The sequence below is a fragment of the Actinocorallia sp. B10E7 genome, assembly GCF_039871655.1.
In the GTDB taxonomy this organism is placed as follows: domain Bacteria; phylum Actinomycetota; class Actinomycetes; order Streptosporangiales; family Streptosporangiaceae; genus Actinocorallia.
In genome coordinates, this window is the sequence record NZ_JBDPLZ010000005.1 from 155652 (window position 1) to 178917 (window position 23266).

Sequence of the window (23266 nt, forward strand, 5' to 3'; positions counted from 1 at the left end):
GCCTACGGCACTTCGAATCCGGCTTCGGTGAGCACGGTTCTGCCCTGTTCGGCCAGTACCAGCGTCACGAATTCGGTGGCGAGAGCGGAGGAAGGGGCGTCCTTGAGCGCGGCGACGGGGTAGTCGTTGACCGCCTGGTCCGCTTCGGGGAAGGCGATGCCTTTGACCTTCCCGCCCGCCGCGATGACGTCGGTCCGGTAGACGAGGGCGGCGTCGACCTCGCCGAGGACGACCTTGGTGAGGGCGGCCTTGACGTCCTGTTCCAGGGTGACCGGGGTGACGTCGAGTCCGGCCGCGTCCAGGGCCTTGGCGGCGGCGGCCCCGCACGGCACCTGCTCGGCGCAGAGCGCGACCTTGACCTTCGGGTCGGCGAGGTCGCGGAGTTCGTCGACCCCGCCGGGGTCGGCCGAGGGGACCGCGATTTCCAGCCGGTTGCGCGCGAAGACGGCGGGGTTCCCGGCGAGGGAGGCGTCGGTGACCGTCTTCATGGTGGCGGGGCTGGCCGCGGCGAAGACGTCGGCGGGCGCGCCCCGGACGAGTTGCTGGGCGAGGGTGGCGCTGGAACCGAAGTTGAACCGGACCTTCACGCCGGGATGGCCGTCCTCGAATTCGGCTCCGAGCGTGGTGAAGGCCTCGGTGAGCGAGGCGGCCGCGAACACCGTGACGGTCCGGGATCCGCCGTCGGACGACGAGCAGGAGGGCAGGGCCAGCATCAGGGGGAGCGCCAGCGCGACCAGGCGGCGGAGCGGCGCCCTCACCGGGGGAGCTCCACGACCACGTTCGTGGACTTGATCACCGCGACGGCCAGCACGCCCGGTTCCAGCCCCAGCTCGTCGGCGGCCTGCCTGCTCATCAGGGACACCACCCGGAACGGTCCGGCGGCCAGTTCGACCTGGGCCATCACGTTGTCCTTGCGGACCTCGGTCACGATTCCCCGGAACCGGTTGCGCGCAGACGACCGTCCCTCGCCGTCCCCGGACTCGACCTGGGCCCGCGCGAACGCGGCGAGTTCGGCCCCCGCGATCACCCGGTGTCCCAGCGCGTCCCGCGCGGCGGGGAGCCTTCCGCCGTCCACCCACCGCCGCACGGTGTCCGGGCTGACCCCGAGCAGCTCGGCCGCCTCGCTGATCCGGAAGTTCGTCACCCGACGAAAATACCTCTGCGCAGATACGAGGTTCAAGGCGTATGCAAGCCTGCATCAGCCAATGAAATGTGGGATGTCTCTAGGATTTGCGCGTCCGCTCTTTGGTCCTGCCGGGGAGGAGCGCGCAGTCGGAGCATTTGCCGCTGCCGGGGACGCGGTAGTAGAGGCAGCAGCCGGTGCGGGTGAAGGACGGCCGGCCGGGGGAGGGCTCGAGGAGCCGGTCGGAGGCCTGGAGGTGGCCGAGAGCCAGGACGCGGCGGCCCAGGGAGATCGCGGCCGCGGCGTGGGACGGGCGCCACCAGGCGAGGACCTGGACGGTGCCCGCCAGGGCCGAGGCGGCGTTGTCCCACAGGAGGCGGGGGGAGATCTTGACGGTGCTCCGGAGGAGGTCGGCGAGGGGTTCCAGGAAGGACACGACGTCTCCGTAGAGGGCCTCGGCGAGGTCGACGTCCGTCCGGATCTGCGGATCGGGAAGGCGGAGGGGCATCGGCCCCGAGGGGACATCGCGCCAGAGGAGCCGGTCGGGCGTCCAGGCCGGGACCCGGCCGCACAGGACGGCGGCGCCGAAGACCGGGGACCACAGGCGGGAGGCGAGACCCTGCTGGACGAGGGAGGCCCCGACCCGGGGCTCGTCGATCTCCAGCAGGTCGAGGGTGTGGGCGATGCGCCTCTCCAGCGCGGACACGTCGGTGAGCAGGTCCGTCAGAGGACGCCAGGAGGCGTCGCCGGGGCCCGTGTAGAGGTGGAAGTAGCCGCTGATCGTGGAGATCTCGGCCATGACCTCGTGGAGGTCCGGGGTCGGGGACATCGCGGTGAGGTTCCTCTTTCGTCTTTCTCCGCATCATGGCACGGGGCGGTAGGGGATCCGTTGTTAGGAGGTATCGCGATGGGTAGGGGGAAGGCGTAACGATTCCGCGTACGGGGGTAGTCGTCAGTTCCATCGGGGGGATGTACATGGCGGGGAACAGCTTCAGTCTCGACGTGGCCGCGATCCGCGAACGCGCCAGGCAGAAGATGAGCAGCGGACCGGTGACCGAGTCCTACGACAAGAACACCGAAGACGTCATCGGAGTGCTCAACGACGTGATCGCCACCGAGCTCGTCTGCTGGATGCGCTACAGCCAGCACGCGATCGCGGCGGTGGGGATCGACCGGGCGCAGGTGGTGGCGGAGTTCAGGGAGCACGCCAAGCAGGAGCGGAACCACGCCATGCGCGCCGCGGAACGGATCAGCCAGCTCGGCGGCGACCCCGACTTCGACCCCGCGACGCTGGCCGAGCGCTCCCACACGACCTACGAGACGTTCTCGGACGGCGACCTGAGGGGCATGCTGCAGGAGAACCTCGTGGCCGAGCGGATCGTCATCGAGTCCTACCAGGAGATCATCCGCTGGCTCGGCGACGACGACGTCACCACCCGGCGGATCATGGAAGACATCCTGGCCGAGGAGGAGGAGCACGCCGACGACCTCCTCGACCTGTTGGGAGGGAAGTGACACATGGCGAACGGACTGCGCGGAAAGGTGATCGCCTTCCTGGTGGCGCCCGAGGGCGCCGAGCAGGTGGAGGTGCAGGAGCCCTGGCGGGCGGTGGAGTCCGCGGGCGGCAGGCCGGTGCTCATCTCGCCGGTCGACCGGGCGGGCGCCGAGGCCCAGTTCTTCAAGCACCTCGACAAGGGCGCCAGGCAGCGGGTCGACATGCCGTTGTCCACCGCCGACGTCTCCGAGTACGACGGGCTGGTCCTCCCCGGCGGTGTCGCCAACCCGGACATGCTCCGCATGAACCCGGACGCCGTCCGCTTCGTCCGGCGCTTCTTCACCGACGGCAAGCCGGTGGCGGCCATCTGCCATGCCCCGTGGCTGCTCATCGAGGCCCACGAGGCCAGCGGCCGCACGCTCACCTCGTGGCCGAGCCTCCACACCGACCTGTCGAACGCCGGCGCCGCCTGGGTCGACGAGCCCGTCGTCGTCTGCGAGAAGGGCAACAACACCCTCGTCACCAGTCGTAAGCCCGACGACATCCCGTCCTTCAACGAGACCTTCGTCAAGGTCTTCTCCGCGAACTGAGCGTTCACCGGCCGGTGGTCCGCCCGGCGGACCGCCGGGCCCGGAGCCGTCTGACGGTCCAGGCGGCCCCGGCGGCGACGGCGCAGCCGGCGAGGACGAGCAGGAGGTTGCGCTGGTAGGGCAGGGGGAGCAGGGTCGGGTTGCCGTGGTCGACGTCCTCGCGCAGGACGGCGGGCAGGGCGACCGCGGTGACCGAGGCCGCCACGATCAGCCCGAAGCGGAACGCGGCGTCCCGGGCGAGGAGCGCTCCGCCCAGGCAGACGAGGGGCAGCCAGAGCCCGTCGTGGATGACGACGGCGCTCAGAGCCCACACCAGGACGTCCATGGGCTCGGCGATCTGCGGGTCGTTCACCAGGCCGTGCAGGCCGAAGGCGAGGACGCCGAGGCCCGCGAGGACCATCAGTACCCGGTATGCCCGCATCATCACAGTGCCTCCAGGCGGTTCACCCATTTGGTCTGCAGCACTCCGGGACGGTTCGGCGCGATGATGCGCGCCGGGTAGCCGTGGTCGGGGGCGAGGGCTTCGCCGTTGACCCGCAGAGCGAGCAGCGTGAGCGGGTCGCGGGCATAGGAGGAGGCCATCTCGCTGGTGCGGAAGTAGCCCCGGCGCTCCAAGGACGTGATCTTGACGGTGGCGTCCTCGGGAACGCCGGCCAGGTCGAGCAGGTCGCGCAGCCGCACCCCGGTCCACTCGGCCGAGAAGCTCCAGCCCTCGACGCAGGCGATGGGGAGGCGCGCGGTGTGCTGGGGCATCGCCTCCAACTGGGCGAGCGTCAGCCGGACCCGGTTCGTCCCGTTCACCGTGAGCCGCCAGTCCTGGGGAATCTCGACGGTGCCCGCCTGCTCGGCGGTGCGGTTGACCGGAAGCCCCTGAGGTCCCAGATCCGGGCGGCGCGCGCCGAAGAGGTCGAAGTGGCGCAGCCACGGCACCGTCTGCCCCGCCGTCGTGACCGTCACCAGCCCCACGGACGCGGTGACGGCGGCGAGGAACCCGCGCCTTCCCGGAACCTCGGGGCCTCCACGCCGCCAGTGTTCGGCGATCGTGGGCGCTTTGGCGCCGAGGTGGAGCAGCAGCCCTCCGACCGCGGTCCAGGCGAGCCAGTAGTGCGTCTCCCGGAACGGGAACGGCCACGGATACCACTGGACGGTGTTGAGCAGTCCCGTGAACAGCTCCAGCAGCATCGCGGCGACCAGCAGCGCGATGCCGAGCCGTTCCAGAGCATGCAGCACGCTCCGTATCGGAGGCCATTCGAACAGGCGGGGGTAGACCGTCCACAGCTTGGCGCCCAGCAGCGGGATCATCGCCAGCCCGCTGATGACGTGCAGGCCCTGGGTGACGCGGTAGCCGTCGACGGGCCGGGACGGCAGCCGGCCGCCCCACTCCTGCAGAGCATGGCTGATCAGGCCGGTGACGAAGCAGACCACCAGGGCCGCGCCGAGCCAGCGGCCCAGGACCACGGCCGGCCGGGGCTCGTGCAGCCGCGACGGGAACGCGCCTTCCTGGAAGAGACGGAACGGCCCCTTGCGGAAGAACTCGGTGTTCATGTCCACCAGCGGACCACCGGAGCGGGCGTGGAAGATACCGAAACCTGCTTACAGACCGCGAACGTCTCCCCGCCAGGACGGGGTTCGCGGGAGAGACGCTGCCAGTCTGGCCGGGTGAGTCCTTCCTGGCGACCCAGAATCGCCCTGCTCGTCTGCGTTCCGGCGCTCGCGGCCCTGCCCTGGGCCATGGCCGAGGCGTTCACCTCCGGGGGAACCCTGCGTGACACCGATCCGCTGGACCACTGGTATCCGATCGCCCTGGGGTTCTTCGCGGTCGCCGTCGTGGCCCTGAGGTCCGTCCGGCGGGCGCTCGTCCCGTTCCTGGTGCTCGCGGGGACCGTGGCGGTGCTGGCGACGGGCCTCCTGGAGCCGCCGCGCACCAGCGACGACTCCTACCGCTACCTGTGGGACGGCCGCGTGCAGGCGGAGGGGATCTCGCCCTACGCGCACCCTCCCGCCGCACCCGAACTCGCCGAGCTCAGGGCGCGGGCGCCGGAACTGTTCCCCGTCGGCACTGACTGCAAGGGCTGGGACCTGCGCAAGGCCAAGGCGGGTTTCTGCAGCCACGTCAACCGGCCCACCGTGCCCACGATCTACCCGCCCGTGGCGGAGGGCTATTTCGCGGTCCTCTACAGGCTCGGAGGCGGATACGGCGTCCGGGCCGCGCAGGTCGGGGGAGCCGTGCTCGCGCTCTCGCTGTGCGCGCTGCTGCTGTGGCTGCTCCCCTCGGAACGGCGCTGGCAGGCGGCATTGTGGGGATGGTTCCCCGGCGTCACGGTGTGGGCCGTCAACGACGCCCATGTGGACACCCTGGGTGTGCTGCTGGTGGTCGGCGGCCTCGCCCTGGCCGCCCGGGGCAGGCTCGTCGGAGGCGGCGCGCTGCTGGGCGCGGCCATCGCCACCAAGCTCATCCCGGCGCTGGCCGTCCCTGGGGCGATGTCGGGGATGTTCGCCCGGCGGCCACGGCTCAAGGACCTCGTCCTGCCCGTCACGGCTCTGGCGGTCGTCGCGCTCACCTACGTCCCGCACGTGCTGGCCTCGGGCAGCGGAGTGCTGGGATACCTGCCCGGATACCTGAAGGAAGAGGGGTACGACTCCGAGAAGCTGAAGCGCTTCGCGCTCCTCCGGCAGGTCGTCTCCGAGGACCACGCGGCGATCGCCGCGGCGGTGATGGTGCTGGCGGCGGTCCTCTACGTGCTCCGCTTCGGCGATCCGCTCCGCCCGTGGAGCGGGGCCCTGCTGGTGTTCGGGGTCGCGCTGCTCGCCCTCACCCCCGGCTACCCCTGGTACGGGCTGCTGCTCGTGGGCCTGATCGTCCTGGACGGCCGGTGGGAGTGGCTGGGCGTGCCGATGGCGGGGCAGGTGGTCTACCTGCACGGGCTCGAAGCGCAGGACACCGCCTACGGCCTGGCCCTGGCCGCCGTGGTGGGCGGGCAGGCGCTCAGGACGTCCGTGCCCCGGCTGAGAGCGCGACGAAGCGCCGGTCCCGGTCGTCCCATCGTTCCCGCTCGGTGAGGCCGGCGCGGGCCGCGTGCCGGACGGCGGCGTCCGCGCCGAGCCTGGCCCAGACGAACCGGGCGCCCAGGCGTCCCGCGCCGTCCTCGACCTGAACGGTCAGGCGCTCGTCGACGTCGGTGGCCTCCACCTCCACGAACAGGAGGCCTCCGGGCGCGAGCAGCCCGGCGATCCTGGCGAACAGCCGGACCGGATCCCCGCCGATGCCGAGATTGCCGTCGGCCAGCAGCGCCGCGTTCCAGCGGCCCTCCCCGGGCAGCCGGTCGAACACCGACCGGCAGAGCGCCGCGGCGCCCAGGGACCTGGTGCGGCTGACCGAGGCCTCGGCCAGGTCCACGCCGAGAGCGGGGACGCCCAGGGCGAGCAGTTCGGCCACCAGCCGTCCCGGGCCGCAGCCGACGTCCAGGACCGGGCCGCCGTCCCGCGCGCTCCGCTGGAGCAGCCTCCGGTCGGCGGCGTCCACGGGACCGCACCAGCGTCCGACGTCCAGGCGGTGCCGCCGGCCGTTCTCCTCACGCAGCCAGAGAGGCCCCTTGCCCGCCCTGATCGCCGTGGTGAAGGGGTCGTCGCCGGTCCAGGGGGAGGCGGAGAGCTCCGCGACGTCCATCATCGGGACACCACCGGCAGAGCGGACCAGAGGGCGCCGAACCGGCTGCCGGGGATGAGGAAGGCCACCTGGTCGGCGGTCTCGGCGGTGTCGACGTCGGTGAGCTCCGGCAGGTGGCGGACGCGCAGCCCGGCCGCCTCCATGCGCGACAGCAGCACCTCGCCGGTGCGGTCGGTCGACATGGGGACCCCGGGCAGGAGGCTCGCGGCGAGCTCGGGCCGGGCCAGGCCGAGCGCCCAGAAACCGCCGTCGGCCGCGGGCCCGAACCAGGCGTCCACCCCCCGGCGGGCCGCGGGGGACAGCGGGGAGGCCACCAGCTCACCCGAGATCTGCGGGGTGTCCATGCCGACGAGGAAGGCGGGAACGTCCCGTCTCGCGCGGGCGAAGGCCGCCGCGAGCCGCACATCCAGACCGCCTTCCACCTGCGGCACCACCCGCCAGCCGGACGGCAGCCACGGTCCCGGCCTGCCGTCCAGGACGAGGACGCGCTCGCCGGCGGGGACCGTGTCCAGGGTCGCGAGGGTGTCGGCCAGCGCGGCCTCGGCCAGGGAAGCCGCCTGCTCCGGGGTGCGGGCCGGGGTCAGCCGGGTCTTGACCCGGCCCGGCACCGGCTCCTTGGCGATGACGAGCAGCGTCGGCGGAGGGGCGGCCAGCACCGCGCGCATGTCGGCGATCGCCTGGCGGGTACCGCGCAAGGTCCCGGTGACCTTCGAACGCCCGGCGCGGGGCCGGTAGCCGACTTCCGCCTCCGTGATGCGCAGGCCCGCGGCGGACGCGGCCAGCACCATCTCCAGCGGGTAACCGGACCTGCGGTCCCCCAGCCCGAGCGCCAGCAGCCGCTCGCGCCGCGCGGCGCGCATCGGGCCGAGATCGTGCAGCGGGGCTCCCGTCCGGGCCCGCAGCCGCCGCGCCAGCTCCAGGTTGGCCAGGCGCGCGTGCAGCGGCCAGGCGCCGCGCGCCGTGGGCCGCCTGCGCGCCAGGACCAGATCGGCCTCGCCCGCCGCGACCGGGTCGACGACCCGGTGCAGCTCGGCGGGGTCGAGCGAACCGTCGCAGTCCATGAAGCAGACGATCTCCGCGGTCGCGGCGCGGAGCCCGGCGTGGCAGGCCGCCCCGAACCCCCGCCGGGGCTCCTCGACGACGTGCGCGCCGAGCGCCCGCGCGATCTCCGCGGAACCGTCGGACGACCCGTTGTCCACCACGACCGCCCGCCAGCCGTCCGGCATCCGGCCCAGGACCCAGGGCAGGGCCTCGGCCTCGTCCAGGCAGGGCAACACCACATCGACGCTCATGGACCCACGCTAACGATGTGATCTTCAAGAGGGCCCGGAGAAGTTCTTACGGAACGCCTACGGCCGCGGCCCGACCCGGCCCGGCCCGCGAACCCGTCCCTATCCTCCGGAAACATCGATCATGGAAAGGAGGCCCGATGACGGACCTGGTCGCGGTCACGGGCGTGGCGGCCCTCGGCACGGGCACGACCGGCATTCTGGGATGGGCGGCGACGCGGCTCCTCCTGCGGCGCTTCGAGAACCTGCCGCTGTTCGCGCTCTGGGCCGTCACCCTGCTCGCGACGGCGGCCGGCACTCTCTCCGTCACCCAGGCGATGTACCTGTCCGGGCACGACCTGGCCGTCATGCTCGTGGTCCTCGCCGTCGGCGCCGGCACGTCGCTGCTGACGGCCTGGCTCCTCGGCCGCCAGGCGGCGGCGGACCGCCGCCGGGCCCGAGCCCACGAGGCGGCCCGCCGGGAGCTCGTCGCCTGGGTCTCCCGGGACCTCCAGGCGCCCCTGGCCGGACTCCGCGACGCCCTGGACGCCTCGGACGCCCCGGAGCACCTGCGCTCCCAGGTCGACCGGATCGCGGGCCTCGCCGACGACCTCCTGGAGATCACCCGCTCCTGACGCCCGGCTCGGTTCGGGCCCGTCGGGAAGCCGCGGCGGGGCGTCCCTCTCCGTCCGGGCGGCTCAGCCGCCTCGGAGGGGCTCGACGGCGAACGCTCGCATGCCCTCGGCGAAGGAGACCTCGGGGCGCCAGCCCAGCTCGTCGCGGAGACGGGACGAGTCCGCGGTGATGTGCCGGACGTCGCCCAGCCGGTACTCGCCGGTCACGCGCGGAGCGGGTCCGCCGTGGGCTCGGGCCAGCGCGGCGGCCATCTCCCCGACGGTGTGCGCGTCACCGCTGCCGACGTTGTAGGCCCGGACCTCTCCCTCGGCGAAGCCCCCGACGGCCGCGATGGCGGTCGCGTTCGCGCCCGCCACATCGTCGACATGGACGAAGTCGCGCCGCTGGCCGCCGTCCTCGAACACCCGGGGCGCCTCGCCCCGCGCCAGCGCGGACCTGAACAACGAGGCCACCCCCGCGTACGGGGTGTCCTTCGGCATTCCGGGGCCGTACACGTTGTGGTACCTCAACGTGACCACCCGCCCGCCGGACGCGCGAGCCCACGCCGAGGCCAGATGCTCCTGCGCGACCTTGCTCGCCGCGTAGACGTTGCGCGGATCCAGCGGAGCGTCCTCACCCACGAGCCCCGGCTTCAGGGACGCTCCGCAATGAGGGCAGGGCGGCTCGAACAGGCCCGCGTCGAGATCGGATCTCGATCTGGGGCCCGGCGCCACCTCCCCGTGCCGTTCGCACTCGTACCGGCCCTCGCCGTAGACGACCATCGACCCGGCCAGGACCAGCCGCGTCAAGCCGCGCCGCGCCATCGCCGACAGCAGCACCGCGGTCCCCAGGTCGTTGCAGCCGACGTAATCCGGCGCGTCGTCCAGATTCACTCCCAGCCCGACCATCGCCGCCTGGTGGCACACCACGTCGATCCCGTCGAGCGCGGACTCCACGGCTTCGACGTCCCGCACGTCCCCGACCCGGAACTCGACTCCCTCCGCGTACGCCGCCTCGACGGCCGAGGGCGCTCCGGCGGGATGCGCGGCGGGCAGCAGCGCGTCCAGGACCCGGACGCGGCGTCCTTGCGTGTGCAGCCGTTCCACCACGGCGCCTCCGATGAAACCGGCTCCTCCGGTGACCAGGATGTTCATGCCGTCTCCATTCCGTCCAGGGCGCGGGAGCAGTCGCAGTCCCGTCGCGACGGGAGGTTCTCCAAAGCGGTGAACAGGACGGACCTGAGCCGGTCGACGTTGCGGGAGAACTCCGCGAACACCTCGGCCATCGTCACGCCTTCGCCCCGCTCGACGCCCGCGTCGAGGTCCGTCACCAGGCACAGGGGGGTGTAGCACAGGGCCAGCTCACGGGCCAGGACCGCCTCGGGATGGCCGGTCATCCCCACGACGGCCCAGCCGTTCTCCGCGAACCAGCGGGACTCCGCCCGGGTGGAGAACCTCGGCCCCTCGATCACCACGAGCGTGCCGCCGTCCACCGGCTCCCAGCCGTGGGCGCGGGCCGCGGCGAGCGCGGCCTCCCTGCCGTCCGGGCAGTAGGGGTCGGCGAGCGAGACGTGCACGACGCGCTCCATGGCCTCGGGCAGGCCGGGCCGTCCGTCGTAGAAGGTCTGCGCCCGGCCCGACGTCCGGTCCACGAACTGGTCCGGGACGAGCAGCGTCCCCGGACCGTACTCCGCCCGCAGTCCGCCGACCGCCGACGGCGCGAGGATCCTCCGCGCTCCCAGCGACCGCAGGGCCCACAGGTTGGCGCGGTAGTTGATCCGGTGCGGCGGCACCCGGTGCCCTCGCCCGTGCCTGGGCAGGAACACCACCTCGCGCCCGCCGGCCTCGCCGACGAACAGCGAGTCGCTGGGCTCCCCGAACGGCGTGGAGACCCTCACCTCCTCCACGTCGTCCAGCAGTTCGTACAGCCCGGACCCGCCGATGACACCCCATCTGATCTCAGCCACGGCGTCACCATAGGAGCGCTTCCGCCGGGGAGGCCCCGACCCGACATGATCGTTCGCGATCGGTAAGAACCTCACCGGATCGCGGATCGGCGGGTACCGTCGGCACCTACCTAGAGGGCACGTGAACACGTCCGAATACGGGAGCGAGGACCTGCCTTGAGCGCGAGCATCCCCGAGAGGGCCCGGTGGGCGGTGGAGGTGCTCGATCCCGGAGCGGACGAGCACCTCCTCGAAATCGGTTGCGGGCCGGGCGCGGCCGCCGAACTGGTGTGCGCGCGGCTGGACGCCGGGCGGTTGCTCGCCATCGACAGGTCGGCCGTCGCCGTTCAGCGCACCCTCCGGCGCAACGCCGCCCATATGGACGCCGGCCGGCTCGAGGTCCGCCAGTGCGCGCTCGACGCGTTGGACGTCGCGCCGGGCCGTCTGGACGCGGTCTTCTCCGTCGACGTCAACCTCTTCTGGACCCGCGACCCCGCGGCGGAGCTCGCCGTGCTCGCCCGGGCGCTGCGTCCGGGCGGCCGCCTCCTCATCCTGTACGGGGCATCCGGCCCGACGACCGGCGACCGCGTGATCTCCCCCATCACGGCGGCCCTCGAAGCCCACGGCTTCACCGGCGTCACACCGCTCGACGATCCTCGCGGTGCCGGGCTCTCCTCCACCAAACCGGGTGAGCGCCCGGCCCGTCCGTGACCGACTCGCGAACCTCTTGACGAACGCCGCCGTTCCTCAAGAGGTGACGACGGGGGTCTTGAGCGCGCTTCCGGCCAGCCACCGCTTCCAGGGCATCTGGTGGTAACTCCAGCCGTTGTCCCACGGCAGTTTCCGCTCGGTGCCGGTGATCACGACGGGGTCGCCCCGGTACGACCAGCGGAAGAACCATGCGGCGTCGGAGCGGCTGGAGCGGACGCAACCGTGGCTGCAGTTCTGGCGGCCGAGGCACCACAACTGGCCGTTGCTCTCATGGATGTACTCGCCGCTGGCCGAGATCCGGGTGGCGTAGTCGACCCAGACGTCCCAGTCCTCCTTGTCCTGGGGGCCGGACCGCATGCGTTCCCTTCTCTTGTGGTCCATGACGAGGTGGATGCCGCTGGCCGTCTGCCAGTAGTCGACGCCGTCCGCCCGCCTGTTCCCTCCGGCGCCCATGCTCACGTTCCATTCACGGACGAGCTCGCCGTCGCGATACGCCTTCGCGACGTGAGTCCTGGCACTGGCCTTCACCACATGCTCGTCGCCGATCTTGAAGGAAAGTCTCGCGTCGGCTCCGCCGACCAGGTTCTTTCCGGCCTTCACCCCCTTGAGGCGGGCTTCGAAGACGACTTTCTGGTCGGCGGGCCACCAGCGTTTCGGGCGGAAGATGGCGAGCTGTCGGCCTTGGGCGTTCTTCGTCCAGTGCCAGGCGCCGACCGTCGACTTCGTCGATGAGACGGACAGGACCCGCTCGACGGCCTTCTTGTCCGGTACCGGATGGTTGAACCTGACGATGATCGGCATGCCGACGCCGACCTTCTCACCGGGCCGGGGCGTCAGATCGGTGATCTTGATCAATCCGGTCTGTGCCGCGGCCCGGCGGGCGGTCTCCGCCGGAGGCCCGGCGGAGGGGCGTTCAGCGGAGGGACGTTCGGCGGGAGTCGCGGCGGGGGACGCCGCGCATCCGGCCGAAAAGATCAAAAGGGAGCAGAGCAGGGGGATGCCGCGCATGGGGTTCTCCGGTCTCGACAGGGGCGGGTCAGCCGGCGGGCTGTGGCGACAACTCGTCGCGGAGCCTGGCTCGTGCTCGTGCCAGACGGCTGCGGACGGCTTCGGGCCTGAGCCCGAGCAGATGTGCGATCTCGGGGGCGCTGAGCCCCTCCCAGACGCTGAGGGCGAGCACTTCCCTGTCCTTCTGGGGGAGGCGGGCCAGGGCCTGGCGTACGTGAGATCCGCCGTCGTCGCCTTGGCTCGCCGCCAGATGCTCGCGAAGCCGTTCGGCCAGCCGATGCCGCCGGACGGACCCTCGCCGGTGGTTCGCCAGGACCTTCCTCGCGACGCCGTAGAGCCAGAGCTTGGCCTCTTCGCCTTCCGGCACGGTCGCGATGCGGCGCCACGCGATCGTGAAGACCTCGGTCACCAGGTCGGCGGCGTCCTCGCCGGGCTCGACACGGCGCAGGAAGAAGCCGAGGATCCGGTGGCTGTGGGCGGCGTACAGCTCCTCGAAACGGGCCCCGTTCACTCGACTTCTCCGAAGTAGTAACGGACGTCGCAGAACTCATCGAGCTGTTTCCGGAGGAGACGGTCGTCGTCCTTCTCGAGTTGGTGGAGCATCGTGTCGAACTCGGTCTGGTCAGTCCACTGCCAATCGTGGTAGACGCTCCACTCCCGCGTCCGGACGAGCATCTTCCGGGCGGCCTCGCGGCCGCTGGGGCCGCTGACCTTCCAGTAGCGCATCCATTGGCACCTCGCCTGGGCGGCGATGCCGCGGCGAAGCGAGGTCTCCTGCGTCTGGCCCCGCCAGAGGCCGGGGCGCTGTAGAAAGCTCCAGTCCTGTCCGGGAGGAAGCGGGAACTCGCTGCCGAACTCCTCGATCGCGGCGGGGAGTTCGGGGCTCTCCAGGTTCAGCCACTCGCTGTGGTCCGGCCCGTCTTCGAGCGGTTCGAACCGTCCGGTGCGCAATGGGGGCCCGGCCGGCGTCGATGTCGGCGGCGCGGTGACGACCCTCTGGACGTCCGGTCGTCCGTCCTGCCGGTCGACGATCGCCACCGGGATCGCGATCACCGCCGCCGCGGCGGCCGCGGCGGCGACCACCGACCGCCGGCGGCCGCCACCGCCGAGCAGCCTCAACCGCGGCCGGGCGGCGATCCCCCGGCCGATCTCGGCGAGCAGCGCGCTCACCTGCGGATCCTCGGCGAGCTGCGCATCCGTGACGGGCCGGCTCGCCTCGAGCATCGCGTTCAGCCCGCTGTCCGTGGGGGGCACCGGCGACTCCTTGATCTCTGTACTCACCATCACATGTCCGGCAAGCCGCGTATCGTGACGGGTGTGTGTTAGATCACATTTGCTGCAGTGGTGTCATGGCCGCCCGGCCGGCCCCGGGGCACACCGATGCCACCACCGGGTGTGCCGATGTCGCCGCGGCGGATGGCCGTTGCCCGGGCGGGCACCGGGCCGGAGGTCCTACTCTGGCGCTATGGCGACGCAGGTGCCCTCGCGGCAGAGGACCCGACGGTTCCAGAAGGAGACCAGGCTGGGGCTGGTGCGGCGGGCTCGGCGGATGGACCGGATGCTGGCGGAGACATATCCCGACGCGCACTGCGAGCTGAACTTCGCCGACCCCTTCCAGCTGCTGGTCGCCACCGTGCTGTCCGCGCAGACGACGGACTCCCGGGTCAACCTGACGACCCCGGCGCTCTTCGCGAAGTACCCCACCCCCGAGGACCTGGCGGCGGCGGACCCCCAGGAGGTCGAGGAGCTGATCCGGCCGACCGGGTTCTTCCGGGCGAAGACCAAGTCGATCATCGGGCTGGCCGCGGGGCTGAGGGACCGCTTCGACGGGCAGGTGCCGGGCCGTCTCGAGGACCTCGTGACGCTGCCCGGGGTCGGACGCAAGACGGCGAACGTCGTGCTCGGCAACGCCTTCGGGGTGCCGGGCCTGACGGTGGACACCCACTTCGGACGGGTGGCGCGCCGCTTCGGCTGGACCGCCGAGGAGGACCCGGAGAAGGTCGAGCAGGAGATCGCGAAGCTGTTCGAGAAGCGGGACTGGACGATGCTCTCGCACCGGCTGATCTGGCACGGGCGGCGGCGCTGCCACGCCCGGCGGCCCGCCTGCGGGGCTTGCCCGCTGGCCCCGGACTGCCCGTCGTATGGTGAAGGCCCCACCGATCCCGAGGTCGCCGCCAAGCTGATCAGAGACAGGTCGTTCGCGTGAATAATTCCGTGCCGGGGAACGTTGCCCCGAGCGTGATCCCCTCATGGCTCGACCTGTTCCGTGAACGGGCGCCGAAGCTGGACGTCCCGGCCTTCCTGCGGCCCGCGCCGGCCGCCCGTCCCGCGGCGGTGCTGGTGCTCTTCGGCGAGGGCCCTGAGGGCCCCGACGTCCTGCTGATCGAGCGCGCCGCGACCCTGAGGAAGCACGCGGGCCAGCCGGCCTTCCCCGGTGGCGCGATCGACCCCGAGGACGGCGGCCCGATCGCCGCGGCCCTGCGGGAGGCGGAGGAGGAGACCGGGGTCGATCCCGACGGGGTGACCGTCCTGGACGCGCTGCCGGAGCTGTACCTGTCGCGGAGCAACTTCCGGGTGACGCCCGTCGCGGCCTGGTGGCACGACCCGTCCGACGTCTCCCCGGGGCATCCCGGAGAGGTGGCCGCGGTGGCGCGCGTCCCCATCGGGGAGCTGGTCGCCCCGGAGAACCGGGTCGCGCTGCGTGCTCCGGGCGGTTTCGTCGGCCCCGCCTTCAGGGTGCGCGACATGCTCGTGTGGGGGTTCACCGCGGGCCTGCTGGACCGGCTGCTGGATGCCGGCGGCTGGGCGGTGCCGTGGGACACCGAGCGGATCGAGGACCTGCCTCCGGACGTCCTGAATCTGGCCGCCAGGGGATGAATCACCCTGTACGGTGACACGCTGGGATGTCATCTCCTCCCTCCAGAGGACTGGAAAACCCGCGTTCTCCCTGTACTTTGAAGCGGTGTTGGGCGACCACGTACTCGATCTGATCTTGCTCGCGCTGATCGTGCTCTTCGCGGTCTCGGGGTACCGGCAGGGCTTCATCGTGGGCCTGCTGAGCTTCGTGGGCTTCGTCGGAGGCGGGATCCTCGGCGTCGTCATCGCCCCGCCCCTCGTCGAGTGGGTGGTGGAGGGCGCCGCCCAGCAGGCGCTGCTGGCGATCGTCATAGCCTTCCTCGCCGCGACGTTCGGGCAGCTTCTCGCCTCGTCCGCGGGGGCCATGCTGCGCAACCGCGTCACCGGCGACAACGCCAGGGTCGTGGACGCCGCGGGCGGCGCGGTGGTCAGCGTGATGTCACTGCTGCTGGTCGCCTGGTTCATCGGGATCGTCCTCCTCGATCAGTCGCCCATCCGCGTGGTGGCCAAGCAGGTTCACAACTCGGCCGTGCTCGACGCCGTGGACAACCTCATGCCGTACGCGGCCGACCAGTGGGCCGAGTCGTTCGACAAGTTCGTGGACGGCACCGAGTTCCCCAAGGTCTTCAACGGTCTGGGGGGAGAACCGCTGGTCGATGTGGGTCCGCCCGACAAGTCCGTGGAGACCTCGCCGGCCCTGCGCAGCGCCCGCTACAGCATCGCCAAGATCATCGGCACCGCCCCGGACTGCGGAAAGCGCATCGAGGGCACGGGTTTCGTGTTCGCACCCGAGCGGATCATGACCAACGCCCACGTGGTGGCGGGCACCCGCGGTTCGCTGTCCGTCCAGGTGGCCTCCCGCGAACTCCGCGGACGAGTCGTCCTCTACAACGCCAAGCGCGACATCGCCGTCGTCTACGTTCCGGGGCTGAAGGCCCAGGCCCTGCAGTTCGACCACGAGGCCAAGCGGGGGGACGCCGCGGTCGTGGCGGGCTTCCCGAAGAACCGGCCCTACACGGTGCGGGCCGCAAAGATCAGTGCCCGACAGCGGGCCAACGGGCCCGACATCTACGGCGGATCCCAGGTCACCCGCGAGATCTACGCGCTGCGCGGCAGGGTCGAGCAGGGCAACTCCGGCGGCCCGCTGCTCGCCGAGGACGGACGGGTGTTCGGGGTGATCTTCGCGGCCCGCGAGCACGACTCCGACACCGGGTACGCGCTGACCGCCGAAGAGGTGGCGCCGGACGTCCAGGTGGGCCAGAACGCCGTCCAGCCCGCGTACACCCAGAAGTGCGCCGGGTGACGGTCAGCGGAGCCGGAGTTCCCGGCGCTCCTTCACGCCTCGGATGATCCCCGGTACGTCCAGGCCGTGCCGGGGGCCCGTGTAAGCCCCCAGGACCGCACAGGCGCGGCTGAAGAGCGCTTGGGCGCCCCTCTCGTTGCCGCGGCGCAGGTGGGTGACGCCGACCGCGAGTTGCGCGAGCCCTCGCCACAGCGGGCGTTCCTCTTCGGGACACGCCTTCCAGCGCGCCTCCAACACCTCGTGCGCGTGGAAAGGACGGTCGGCGTCCAGCAGGCGCTGCGCCTCGCCGATGGTCTCCTCCGAGCCGAGTTCCAGCTCGTCCGGCATCGTCGGGACGCCTTCGGCGCCGTACGGGAGAGGGCGACCGTACGCGTCCCTGGGACGGGCGTTACGCGGACGCCCGGACCGGTCGCGGTCGCGGTCGGACGCGGTCATTCACTCAGCCACGACAGAAGGGCGTCGTTGAACGCCTGCGGGCGTTCCTGGTGCGGGAAGTGACCGGCCCCCTCGATCAGCTTCCAGGAGTAGGGCGCCTCGACGTAACGGCCCGACCCCTGAGCCGCGTACGGAGGGATCGCGGGATCGAGCATGCCGTGAAGGTGCAGCGTGGGAGCCAGGACGGGCGCGGCCATACGGTGCCCGTAACGGATGCCGTCCGGACGGGGCGTGGAACGTACCAGCCAGCGGTGGTACTCGAGTGCGCAGTGCGCCGCCCCCGGGATCTGTATGGCGTCCCGTACATTGCGTTCGGTCGTCGAGTCAGGCCAGCCAGGCCCCGACCAGTGGTGCAGGAGGCGTGCGGCCCGCTCCGCGTCGTTCTTGACCAGATCGCGTTCGGGCCACATCGGAAGCTGGTAGAGGGCGGTGTGCGCCATCCAGTTCGTCCAGGGCGACTGCCGCAGGCGCAGCGGGTGCGGGGCGGAGACGGCGACCAGACGCTGCACGACCTTCGGGTGGTACACGGCGGTCGTCCAGGCGATCAGGCCGCCCCAGTCGTGGCCGACGACGACCGCGTTGGCCTCGCCGAGCGCGCGGATCAGCCCGGCTGCGTCTCCGGCGAGGGTGATGAGGTCATAACCGCGAGGGGGCTTGTCGCTTCCCCCATATCCCCGCAGGTCGACGGCCACCGCGCGGTAACCGGCCTCGGCGAGGAAGACCAGCTGGTGGTGCCAGCTCCACCAGGACTCGGGGAAGCCGTGGAGGAGCAGCACCAGCGGCCCCTCGCCCAGCTCGGCGACGTGGAACCGGGTGCCTCGGGCGCTGACGTCGCGGTGAGTCCAGGGACCCTCGATCTCAGTGGTCACGGGAGCGCTTGAGCATCTTCACGCCGTCCTGGAGGGTCTGCCGGGTGCGCCTCGCTCCGTCGATCTTGCGGATCCGCAACCAGCCGATGAAGATCAGGACGGCGGCCAGCAGCAGGTAGAGCCCGGAGACCGTGGCGAACGCCGCCCAGTGCCACATGCCCAGCCCGACCAGCATGTACGCGAACGAGATCGACATCAGGATGACGATCACACCGGCGATCAGGCCGGCGATCGCGAACAGGCCACCGCCGATCGCCGCCTTCTTGGCGTCCGCCTTCAGCTCGAGCTTGGCGAGCTCCAGCTCGGCCCGGACCAGCTTCTGGACGTTGCCGGTCGCCGCCGCGACGAGCTCGCCGAGGCTCTGGTCCTCGACGTTCGGTCGAGTCATGAGAACTCCCTCTCGGTACCGGTGCTCAGGGCGCGTGGTGCCGTACCCGGAAGCGGAACACCCTGACGGCCGTCGCCGAGGCCGTCAGGGCCACTCTCTCGGAATGTTCGGTTTTCGGGTAGTCCAAATCGCCGACGGGCAGCGAAACGGTGACACACGCAGGTGTGAGCCATCCCAAGAACTTATCGAGATCTCGACCGTCCGGTGCATCCAGGGCGAGCCGACCCGGTGGAACCCGCCCGCAGGAGGCTCCGGAGCCGCCACGACACCTCGCGGCGGCTCCGGAGGCCCGGGGCTCAGAGGCCGAGGGCCCGCTTGATGTGCTCCATCACCGTCGGGTCGGCCAGGGTGGTGGCGTCACCGATCTTCCGGCCTTCCGCGATGTCCTGGAGGATCCGGCGGACGATCTTGCCGGAGCGGGTCTTGGGGAGCTCGGGGACGACGAGGATCTGGCGCGGCTTGGCGATCGGGCCGAGGTGCTGGGCGACGTGCGCGCGCAGCTCCTCCACGTCGATCTCGCCGCCGTCACGCGGGATGACGAACGCGGCGATCGCCTGCCCGGTGACCGGGTCGGACGCGCCGACGACGGCCGCCTCCGCGACCTTCGGGTGGCTGACGAGCGCCGACTCGACCTCGGTGGTGGAGATGTTGTGGCCGGAGACGAGCATGACGTCGTCGACCCGTCCGAGGAGCCACAGGTCGCCGTCGATGTCCTTCTTGGCGCCGTCACCGGCGAAGTACAGGCCCGGCCAGCGCGACCAGTACGTCTCCACGAACCGCTCGTCGTCGCCCCAGATCGTGCGGAGCATGGACGGCCACGGCTCCTTGAGCACGAGGAACCCGCCCGAGCCGTCGGGGACGCTCTTGGCCTCGTCGTCCACGACGTCCGCGGAGATGCCGGGCAAGGGCCGCATCGCCGCGCCGGGCTTGCCGTGGGTGACGCCGGGCAGCGGGCTGATCATGATCGAGCCGGTCTCCGTCTGCCACCAGGTGTCGACGACCGGCGTACGGCCGCCTCCGATGCGCTCCCGGTACCAGACGTAGGCCTCCGGGTTGATCGGCTCGCCGACGGACCCCAGGACGCGCAGGCTGGAGAGGTCGAACCGCGCGGGGATGTCGTCGCCCCACTTCATGAACGTGCGGATCGCGGTGGGCGCGGTGTAGAGGATGGTGACGCCGTACTTCTCGACGATCTCCCACCAGCGGCCGCGGTGCGGGGTGTCGGGGGTGCCCTCGTACATGACGGACGTCGCGCCGTTGGAGAGCGGCCCGTACACGATGTAGGAGTGGCCCGTCACCCAGCCGACGTCCGCGGTGCACCAGTAGACGTCCGTCTCGGGCTTGTGGTCGAAGACCGCGTGGTGCGTGAAGGACGTCTGCGTGAGGTAGCCGCCGGTGGTGTGCAGGATGCCCTTCGGCTTCCCCGTGGTACCGGACGTGTAGAGGATGAACAGCGGGTGCTCGGCGTCGTGCGGTTCGGCCCTGTGCTCCTCCGGCTGGCGGTCCACGAGGTCGTGCCACCAGACGTCGCGCTCCGTCCAGGCGACGTCCTGGCCGGTGCGGCGGACGACGAGGACGTTCTCCACGCTCTTGGTGACGGCCTGGTCGACGGTCGGCTTCAGCGCGCTGGGGGCGCCGCGGCGGTAGCCGCCGTCCGCGGTGATGACGAGCTTGGCGTCGGCGTCCTCGATGCGGGCGCGCAGGGCGTCCACGGAGAAGCCGCCGAACACCACGGAGTGGGTGGCGCCGATACGGGCGCACGCGAGCATCGCGACGACCGTCTCGGGGATCATCGGCATGTAGATGGCGACGCGGTCGCCCTTGACGACGCCGAGCTCACCGAGCGCGTTGGCGGCCCTGCAGACCTCCTTCTGAAGGTCCGCGTACGTGATGGTGCGGGTGTCTCCGGGTTCGCCCTCCCAGTGGAAGGCGACCTTCTCGCCCCGGCCGGCCTCCACGTGGCGGTCGACGCAGTTGTAGGCGACGTTGATCTCGCCGCCCACGAACCACTTGGCGAAGGGCGGGTTGCTCCAGTCGAGGACCTCGGTCCAGGGCTCGGCCCAGGTCAGCCGCTCCGCCTGCTCGGCCCAGAAGCCGAGGCGGTCCTCGGCGGCGCGGGCGTAGGCGTCCTCGGTGATGTTCGCGTCGGCTGCGAGGTCGGCCGGGGGAGCGAAGCGGCGGTTCTCCTGTAGCAAGTTCGACAGCGCGTCCTGGCTCACGGGTTGCTCCTTGTCACTGGCTTTCGACTCTCGCGCCCCTGGGGGACATCTCACTTAACCCGTCATCGGGCCTGCGTATCAAGGGTGTGAGTACTTTTAAGTTCCCTCGTGAAATGGTAGGTGACGCAGGTCACGCCCAGGCCCTGTGTACCCTCATGGCCGTGGATGACGCTCTTCTTCAAGTCTCGTTGCTGCCCGGTGTCGAGGAGGCCTGTGACGCGGCGCGCAAGGCCGTGGACAGGCTCCGGGGGCACCGCATGCTGCGAAGGAAGAGCACCGAGGTGTCCACCGAATCGCTGCTGCGTGGAGCACGCGCCTCGGCCGCCCTGGAAGGGGCGGAGGCGCACCTCGAAGAAGTACGTTCGGGGCACGCCCAGCACCCCCTCGTCCAGGGCGCGCTGCGGATCTCGAGCGAGATGGGGCCGCTCGTGGCGACCTGGCACACGGCGCCCCGCCAGGTGCTCGCGCGGCTGCACGTCCTGGGAGCGCGTGACGTCGTCTCCGCCGACCTCCTGGGCCGGCCCAGGGAATCGGGTACGCCCTCTCCGGAGGAGGTCGCCGCACGGCTTGACGCGTTGAGCGCGCTGCTGACGACGCCGTCGAAGGCCCCCGCTCTCGTCGCGGCGGCCATCGTGCACGGCGAACTGCTGGCGTTGAAGCCTTTCGGCTCCGCGGACGGACTGGTGGCGCGGGCCGCCGAGCGGCTGACCCTGATCGACCGGGGGCTGGACCCGAAGTCGCTGGTCTCTCCCGAAGTGGGGCACTTCGAGCGGGCCGCGGAGTACCGGGAGACCTTCGAGGGATACCTGACGGGCACCGCCGAAGGCGTCGCCGGGTGGATCCGGCACTGCGCGGAAGCGGTCATCGCCGGAGCCCGGGACTCGCAGGCGCTCTGCGAGTCGATGCAGCGCGGCTGAGAACGCCGCACAATGATGGGCGGCGTTTCCCCCGAAGGAAAACGCCGCCACTGCTACGTCGGCTTCGGTTATCAAGCGTGCAATTCGGGATCGTCGAAGCGGGTCAAGCCCGAATCGACGCGCCTCTCGCGGCTGGTCGCGCGTGGGTACCGAAGTCGACGTGCCCGGACCTTCGTCCGTACTTCCTGTGTACGCCTTCTGCGCGCCGCTGACAAGTCCTGCGGGACGGGCGTCCGGAGAGGTCAAGACCCTTTCCTCTTGTCTGATATGGGAATTAAGCCCCGTCTTGTCGGATTTTCTGGGAGTGCTCCGAGATGGCCGTCTCGGCGGTTCTGCGGGAACTCGAAAAAGATCTAAGTTTCCTTGTCGGGTATTGGTGATCGTCGCGGCGACAGGAAGAATCCACTCGCCCATCGGGGCTGGGCTGATAGGTGAATTTCCCGGGCGGATACCGGTCGGGGAGTTGTCCACAGGCCGCTAAGCGATCTTGGTGGCCGGTGCGCATGCTGGGGTCGTCGCCGGGCGACCGGCCCGGCCAGAGGACAGGAGGCCCCATGGCCCCGCGACCCCGGAAACGGCACGACGCCGGCATGGCCACCGCCGAGTACGCGGTGGCGACCGTCGCCGCAGCCGCGTTCGCCGGCCTGCTCTTCAAAATCGTCACCAGCGACGAAGTCCGGACCCTGGTGACAGGGATCATCAACCGGGCTCTGCAGCTGGCGGGATGACCTTCCCCGCGCGCCGCGCCGATCGGGGCACGGCCACCGCCGAGGTGGCCGTGGCCCTCCCCGCCCTGGTGGCCGTCGTGGCGATCGCCCTCTGGGGCATCTCCGCGGCGGCCACCAGAGTCGCCTGCCTGGACGCCCTCCACACAGCCGCCCGAGCGGCGGCCCGAGGCGAACCCCTCCCCCAGGTCCGCGCCCGGGCCCTCCAGGCCGCCCCTCCCGGCGCCACCCTCACCGTCACCCGAACCACGGAGTCCGCCCACCTCACCCTGACGGCCCCCTTCCGTCCGCCTTCCCGCCTCCCCCTCCCCACCCTCACCTTCCGCCTCACGGCCGAGACCCCCACCGAACCCACGGCTCCGGCCCTCTCCGGCACCCGACCCCTTCCTCCGGCACACCCCGGCGTCCGACCCCTCCTCCCGGCTCTCCCCGGCGCCCCACCTCCCGAGGTCTCCGCCCTCCCCACCCCCGCATCTCCCGCGCCCCTCACCACCGCACCCCGCCGAACCCCCGAGGAGGCCCCATGACGAGCCTTACCCGCCCCACCCCCGCACCAGAGCGCTCCGAGCCAGGGCGTCCCACACCAGAGCGCTCAGAACCAGGGCGCCCCACACCTGGGCGTCCCGCCCCTGGGCGCTCTGAGCCGGAACCTGCCGCACCTCCCGCGGAGCGGGGCTCGGCCACGATCTGGGTGGCGGCCCTGACCGGCCTCATCTGCCTGTGCTCAGCCACCGCGATGACGATCGGCGGCATTCGATCCACCCGTCATCAGGCCCAGCTGGCAGCCGACATGGCAGCCCTGACAGCCGCCACCCGCCACACCTGGGGCCACCCCGACCCCTGCCCCCACGCCCGCCGAACCGCCCTGAAGGCGGGAGCCCGCCTCACCACCTGCACCCTCACCCCCGCCCCCACCGTCCCCGGCACCATCGCGGAGGTGACCGTCTCCATCCCCCTCTCCGTCCCCCGCTGGCTCACCCCTCTCTCCATCCCCGCCACGGCCAGAGCCGGCCCCGCCTCCCCTCCCCGCCCTTGACCCCACTCCTGCACCAGGCCGAGGACACGGACCCCGCGCTCCTCCCAAGCCCCAGCACGGCAGGCCCGCAACGCAGCCGGACCGAAGACGGAAGCC

The 23266-nt window shown here is 71.5% G+C and carries 28 protein-coding genes; 12 read left to right on the top strand and 16 right to left on the bottom strand.

The annotated features are described in order from the left end of the window. Positions 1–2 precede the first annotated feature (2 nt). The 3 genes from modA to ABGB12_RS18495 all read right to left on the bottom strand — a co-directional run bounded on the left by modA (position 3) and on the right by ABGB12_RS18495 (position 1952). Positions 3–713, bottom strand: coding sequence for a molybdate ABC transporter substrate-binding protein (modA, locus tag ABGB12_RS18485; RefSeq protein WP_347680645.1), 711 nt, complete (start codon positions 711–713; stop codon positions 3–5). Positions 714–754: 41 nt separating this feature from the next. Continuing rightward, entirely contained in the window at positions 755–1144 is a 390-nt protein-coding gene (locus ABGB12_RS18490) for a helix-turn-helix transcriptional regulator (RefSeq protein ID WP_347679479.1), read from the bottom strand. 79 nt (positions 1145–1223) lie between these two features. Beyond that, entirely contained in the window at positions 1224–1952 is a 729-nt protein-coding gene (locus ABGB12_RS18495; RefSeq protein ID WP_347679481.1) for a (2Fe-2S)-binding protein, read from the bottom strand. A gap of 140 nt (positions 1953–2092) precedes the next feature. On the opposite strand from ABGB12_RS18495, the gene ABGB12_RS18500 reads away from it, so the two are divergent. Further along, a complete protein-coding gene (locus tag ABGB12_RS18500; protein ID WP_347679483.1) occupies positions 2093–2638 on the top strand; it encodes a ferritin-like domain-containing protein in 546 nt (181 codons plus the stop codon). A 3-nt stretch (positions 2639–2641) separates the two neighbouring features. Then, positions 2642–3208, top strand: coding sequence for a type 1 glutamine amidotransferase domain-containing protein (locus tag ABGB12_RS18505; RefSeq protein ID WP_347679485.1), 567 nt, complete (start codon positions 2642–2644; stop codon positions 3206–3208). Positions 3209–3212: 4 nt separating this feature from the next. On the opposite strand, the gene ABGB12_RS18510 is transcribed toward ABGB12_RS18505, so the two are convergent. Both ABGB12_RS18510 and ABGB12_RS18515 read right to left on the bottom strand, forming a co-directional pair. Continuing rightward, positions 3213–3632 (bottom strand): hypothetical protein, encoded by a 420-nt coding sequence (locus ABGB12_RS18510; protein ID WP_347679487.1) that lies wholly within the window; start codon positions 3630–3632, stop codon positions 3213–3215. Beyond that, the gene (locus ABGB12_RS18515; RefSeq protein ID WP_347679489.1) at positions 3632–4753 is read right to left on the bottom strand and encodes a molybdopterin-dependent oxidoreductase; all 1122 of its coding nucleotides are present in this window, start codon (positions 4751–4753) and stop codon (positions 3632–3634) included. The genes ABGB12_RS18510 and ABGB12_RS18515 overlap by 1 nt, the downstream gene beginning before the upstream one ends. Positions 4754–4867: 114 nt before the next feature. Here ABGB12_RS18515 and ABGB12_RS18520 point away from each other — a divergent pair, with 114 nt between their 5' ends. Continuing rightward, the gene (locus ABGB12_RS18520; RefSeq protein WP_347679491.1) at positions 4868–6268 is read left to right on the top strand and encodes a hypothetical protein; all 1401 of its coding nucleotides are present in this window, start codon (positions 4868–4870) and stop codon (positions 6266–6268) included. Here ABGB12_RS18520 and ABGB12_RS18525 read toward each other — a convergent pair. Both ABGB12_RS18525 and ABGB12_RS18530 read right to left on the bottom strand, forming a co-directional pair. Continuing rightward, positions 6195–6878, bottom strand: a complete 684-nt coding sequence (locus ABGB12_RS18525) for a class I SAM-dependent methyltransferase (RefSeq protein ID WP_347679493.1) — start codon at positions 6876–6878, stop codon at positions 6195–6197. The two genes, ABGB12_RS18520 and ABGB12_RS18525, sit on opposite strands and share 74 nt — an antisense overlap. Beyond that, positions 6875–8167 (bottom strand): DUF2064 domain-containing protein, encoded by a 1293-nt coding sequence (locus ABGB12_RS18530; RefSeq protein WP_347679495.1) that lies wholly within the window; start codon positions 8165–8167, stop codon positions 6875–6877. Before ABGB12_RS18530 ends, ABGB12_RS18525 begins: the two co-directional genes overlap by 4 nt. A gap of 137 nt (positions 8168–8304) precedes the next feature. Here ABGB12_RS18530 and ABGB12_RS18535 point away from each other — a divergent pair, with 137 nt between their 5' ends. Continuing rightward, complete coding sequence (locus tag ABGB12_RS18535) at positions 8305–8778, top strand: hypothetical protein (RefSeq protein ID WP_347679497.1); 474 nt, start codon at positions 8305–8307, stop codon at positions 8776–8778. A 63-nt stretch (positions 8779–8841) separates the two neighbouring features. On the opposite strand, the gene ABGB12_RS18540 is transcribed toward ABGB12_RS18535, so the two are convergent. Beyond that, positions 8842–9912, bottom strand: a complete 1071-nt coding sequence (locus ABGB12_RS18540) for an NAD-dependent epimerase/dehydratase family protein (RefSeq protein ID WP_347679499.1) — start codon at positions 9910–9912, stop codon at positions 8842–8844. Beyond that, positions 9909–10724 (bottom strand): S-methyl-5'-thioadenosine phosphorylase, encoded by an 816-nt coding sequence (locus tag ABGB12_RS18545; RefSeq protein WP_347679501.1) that lies wholly within the window; start codon positions 10722–10724, stop codon positions 9909–9911. Before ABGB12_RS18545 ends, ABGB12_RS18540 begins: the two co-directional genes overlap by 4 nt. 156 nt (positions 10725–10880) lie before the next feature. Here ABGB12_RS18545 and ABGB12_RS18550 point away from each other — a divergent pair, with 156 nt between their 5' ends. After that, positions 10881–11414: a class I SAM-dependent methyltransferase gene (locus ABGB12_RS18550; RefSeq protein ID WP_347679503.1), complete on the top strand. Its 534-nt coding sequence runs from the start codon at positions 10881–10883 to the stop codon at positions 11412–11414. 36 nt (positions 11415–11450) lie between these two features. Here ABGB12_RS18550 and ABGB12_RS18555 read toward each other — a convergent pair whose 3' ends face one another. Genes ABGB12_RS18555 through ABGB12_RS18565 form a run of 3 tightly spaced genes read right to left on the bottom strand, consistent with a single transcriptional unit; the run spans position 11451 to position 13676 of the window. Continuing rightward, a complete protein-coding gene (locus ABGB12_RS18555; protein ID WP_347679505.1) occupies positions 11451–12422 on the bottom strand; it encodes a L,D-transpeptidase in 972 nt (323 codons plus the stop codon). Positions 12423–12450: 28 nt separating this feature from the next. Continuing rightward, positions 12451–12933, bottom strand: coding sequence for a sigma-70 family RNA polymerase sigma factor (locus ABGB12_RS18560; RefSeq protein WP_347679507.1), 483 nt, complete (start codon positions 12931–12933; stop codon positions 12451–12453). Then, on the bottom strand, positions 12930–13676 hold the full coding sequence (locus ABGB12_RS18565; protein WP_347679509.1) for a hypothetical protein: 747 nt from the start codon (positions 13674–13676) through the stop codon (positions 12930–12932). Before ABGB12_RS18565 ends, ABGB12_RS18560 begins: the two co-directional genes overlap by 4 nt. 211 nt (positions 13677–13887) lie before the next feature. Here ABGB12_RS18565 and nth point away from each other — a divergent pair, with 211 nt between their 5' ends. The 3 genes from nth to ABGB12_RS18580 all read left to right on the top strand — a co-directional run bounded on the left by nth (position 13888) and on the right by ABGB12_RS18580 (position 16581). Continuing rightward, the gene (gene nth, locus ABGB12_RS18570; protein WP_347679511.1) at positions 13888–14628 is read left to right on the top strand and encodes an endonuclease III; all 741 of its coding nucleotides are present in this window, start codon (positions 13888–13890) and stop codon (positions 14626–14628) included. Positions 14629–14705: 77 nt separating this feature from the next. Beyond that, positions 14706–15299 carry a CoA pyrophosphatase gene (locus ABGB12_RS18575; protein WP_347680647.1) on the top strand — a complete coding sequence of 198 codons (594 nt, stop codon included), beginning with the start codon at positions 14706–14708 and terminating at the stop codon, positions 15297–15299. An 85-nt stretch (positions 15300–15384) separates the two neighbouring features. Continuing rightward, entirely contained in the window at positions 15385–16581 is a 1197-nt protein-coding gene (locus ABGB12_RS18580) for a MarP family serine protease (protein ID WP_347679513.1), read from the top strand. Positions 16582–16584: 3 nt separating this feature from the next. Here the strand turns inward: ABGB12_RS18580 and ABGB12_RS18585 are convergent, their stop codons facing one another. The 4 genes from ABGB12_RS18585 to acs form a co-directional block, all read right to left on the bottom strand. Beyond that, positions 16585–17016 carry a DUF309 domain-containing protein gene (locus tag ABGB12_RS18585; RefSeq protein WP_347679515.1) on the bottom strand — a complete coding sequence of 144 codons (432 nt, stop codon included), beginning with the start codon at positions 17014–17016 and terminating at the stop codon, positions 16585–16587. Continuing rightward, positions 17013–17885 carry an alpha/beta hydrolase gene (locus tag ABGB12_RS18590; RefSeq protein WP_347679517.1) on the bottom strand — a complete coding sequence of 291 codons (873 nt, stop codon included), beginning with the start codon at positions 17883–17885 and terminating at the stop codon, positions 17013–17015. The genes ABGB12_RS18585 and ABGB12_RS18590 overlap by 4 nt, the downstream gene beginning before the upstream one ends. Then, complete coding sequence (locus ABGB12_RS18595; protein ID WP_347679519.1) at positions 17875–18273, bottom strand: phage holin family protein; 399 nt, start codon at positions 18271–18273, stop codon at positions 17875–17877. The genes ABGB12_RS18590 and ABGB12_RS18595 overlap by 11 nt, the downstream gene beginning before the upstream one ends. A gap of 296 nt (positions 18274–18569) precedes the next feature. After that, positions 18570–20492 (bottom strand): acetate--CoA ligase, encoded by a 1923-nt coding sequence (acs, locus tag ABGB12_RS18600; RefSeq protein ID WP_347679521.1) that lies wholly within the window; start codon positions 20490–20492, stop codon positions 18570–18572. 155 nt (positions 20493–20647) lie between these two features. Here acs and ABGB12_RS18605 point away from each other — a divergent pair, with 155 nt between their 5' ends. The 4 genes from ABGB12_RS18605 to ABGB12_RS18620 all read left to right on the top strand — a co-directional run bounded on the left by ABGB12_RS18605 (position 20648) and on the right by ABGB12_RS18620 (position 23170). Continuing rightward, entirely contained in the window at positions 20648–21409 is a 762-nt protein-coding gene (locus tag ABGB12_RS18605) for an oxidoreductase (protein WP_347679523.1), read from the top strand. 554 nt (positions 21410–21963) lie between these two features. Further along, positions 21964–22137, top strand: coding sequence for a DUF4244 domain-containing protein (locus ABGB12_RS18610; protein ID WP_347679525.1), 174 nt, complete (start codon positions 21964–21966; stop codon positions 22135–22137). Next, the gene (locus tag ABGB12_RS18615; protein WP_347679527.1) at positions 22134–22661 is read left to right on the top strand and encodes a TadE family type IV pilus minor pilin; all 528 of its coding nucleotides are present in this window, start codon (positions 22134–22136) and stop codon (positions 22659–22661) included. Before ABGB12_RS18610 ends, ABGB12_RS18615 begins: the two co-directional genes overlap by 4 nt. Beyond that, entirely contained in the window at positions 22658–23170 is a 513-nt protein-coding gene (locus ABGB12_RS18620) for an Rv3654c family TadE-like protein (RefSeq protein ID WP_347679529.1), read from the top strand. The genes ABGB12_RS18615 and ABGB12_RS18620 overlap by 4 nt, the downstream gene beginning before the upstream one ends. Positions 23171–23266 lie beyond the last annotated feature (96 nt).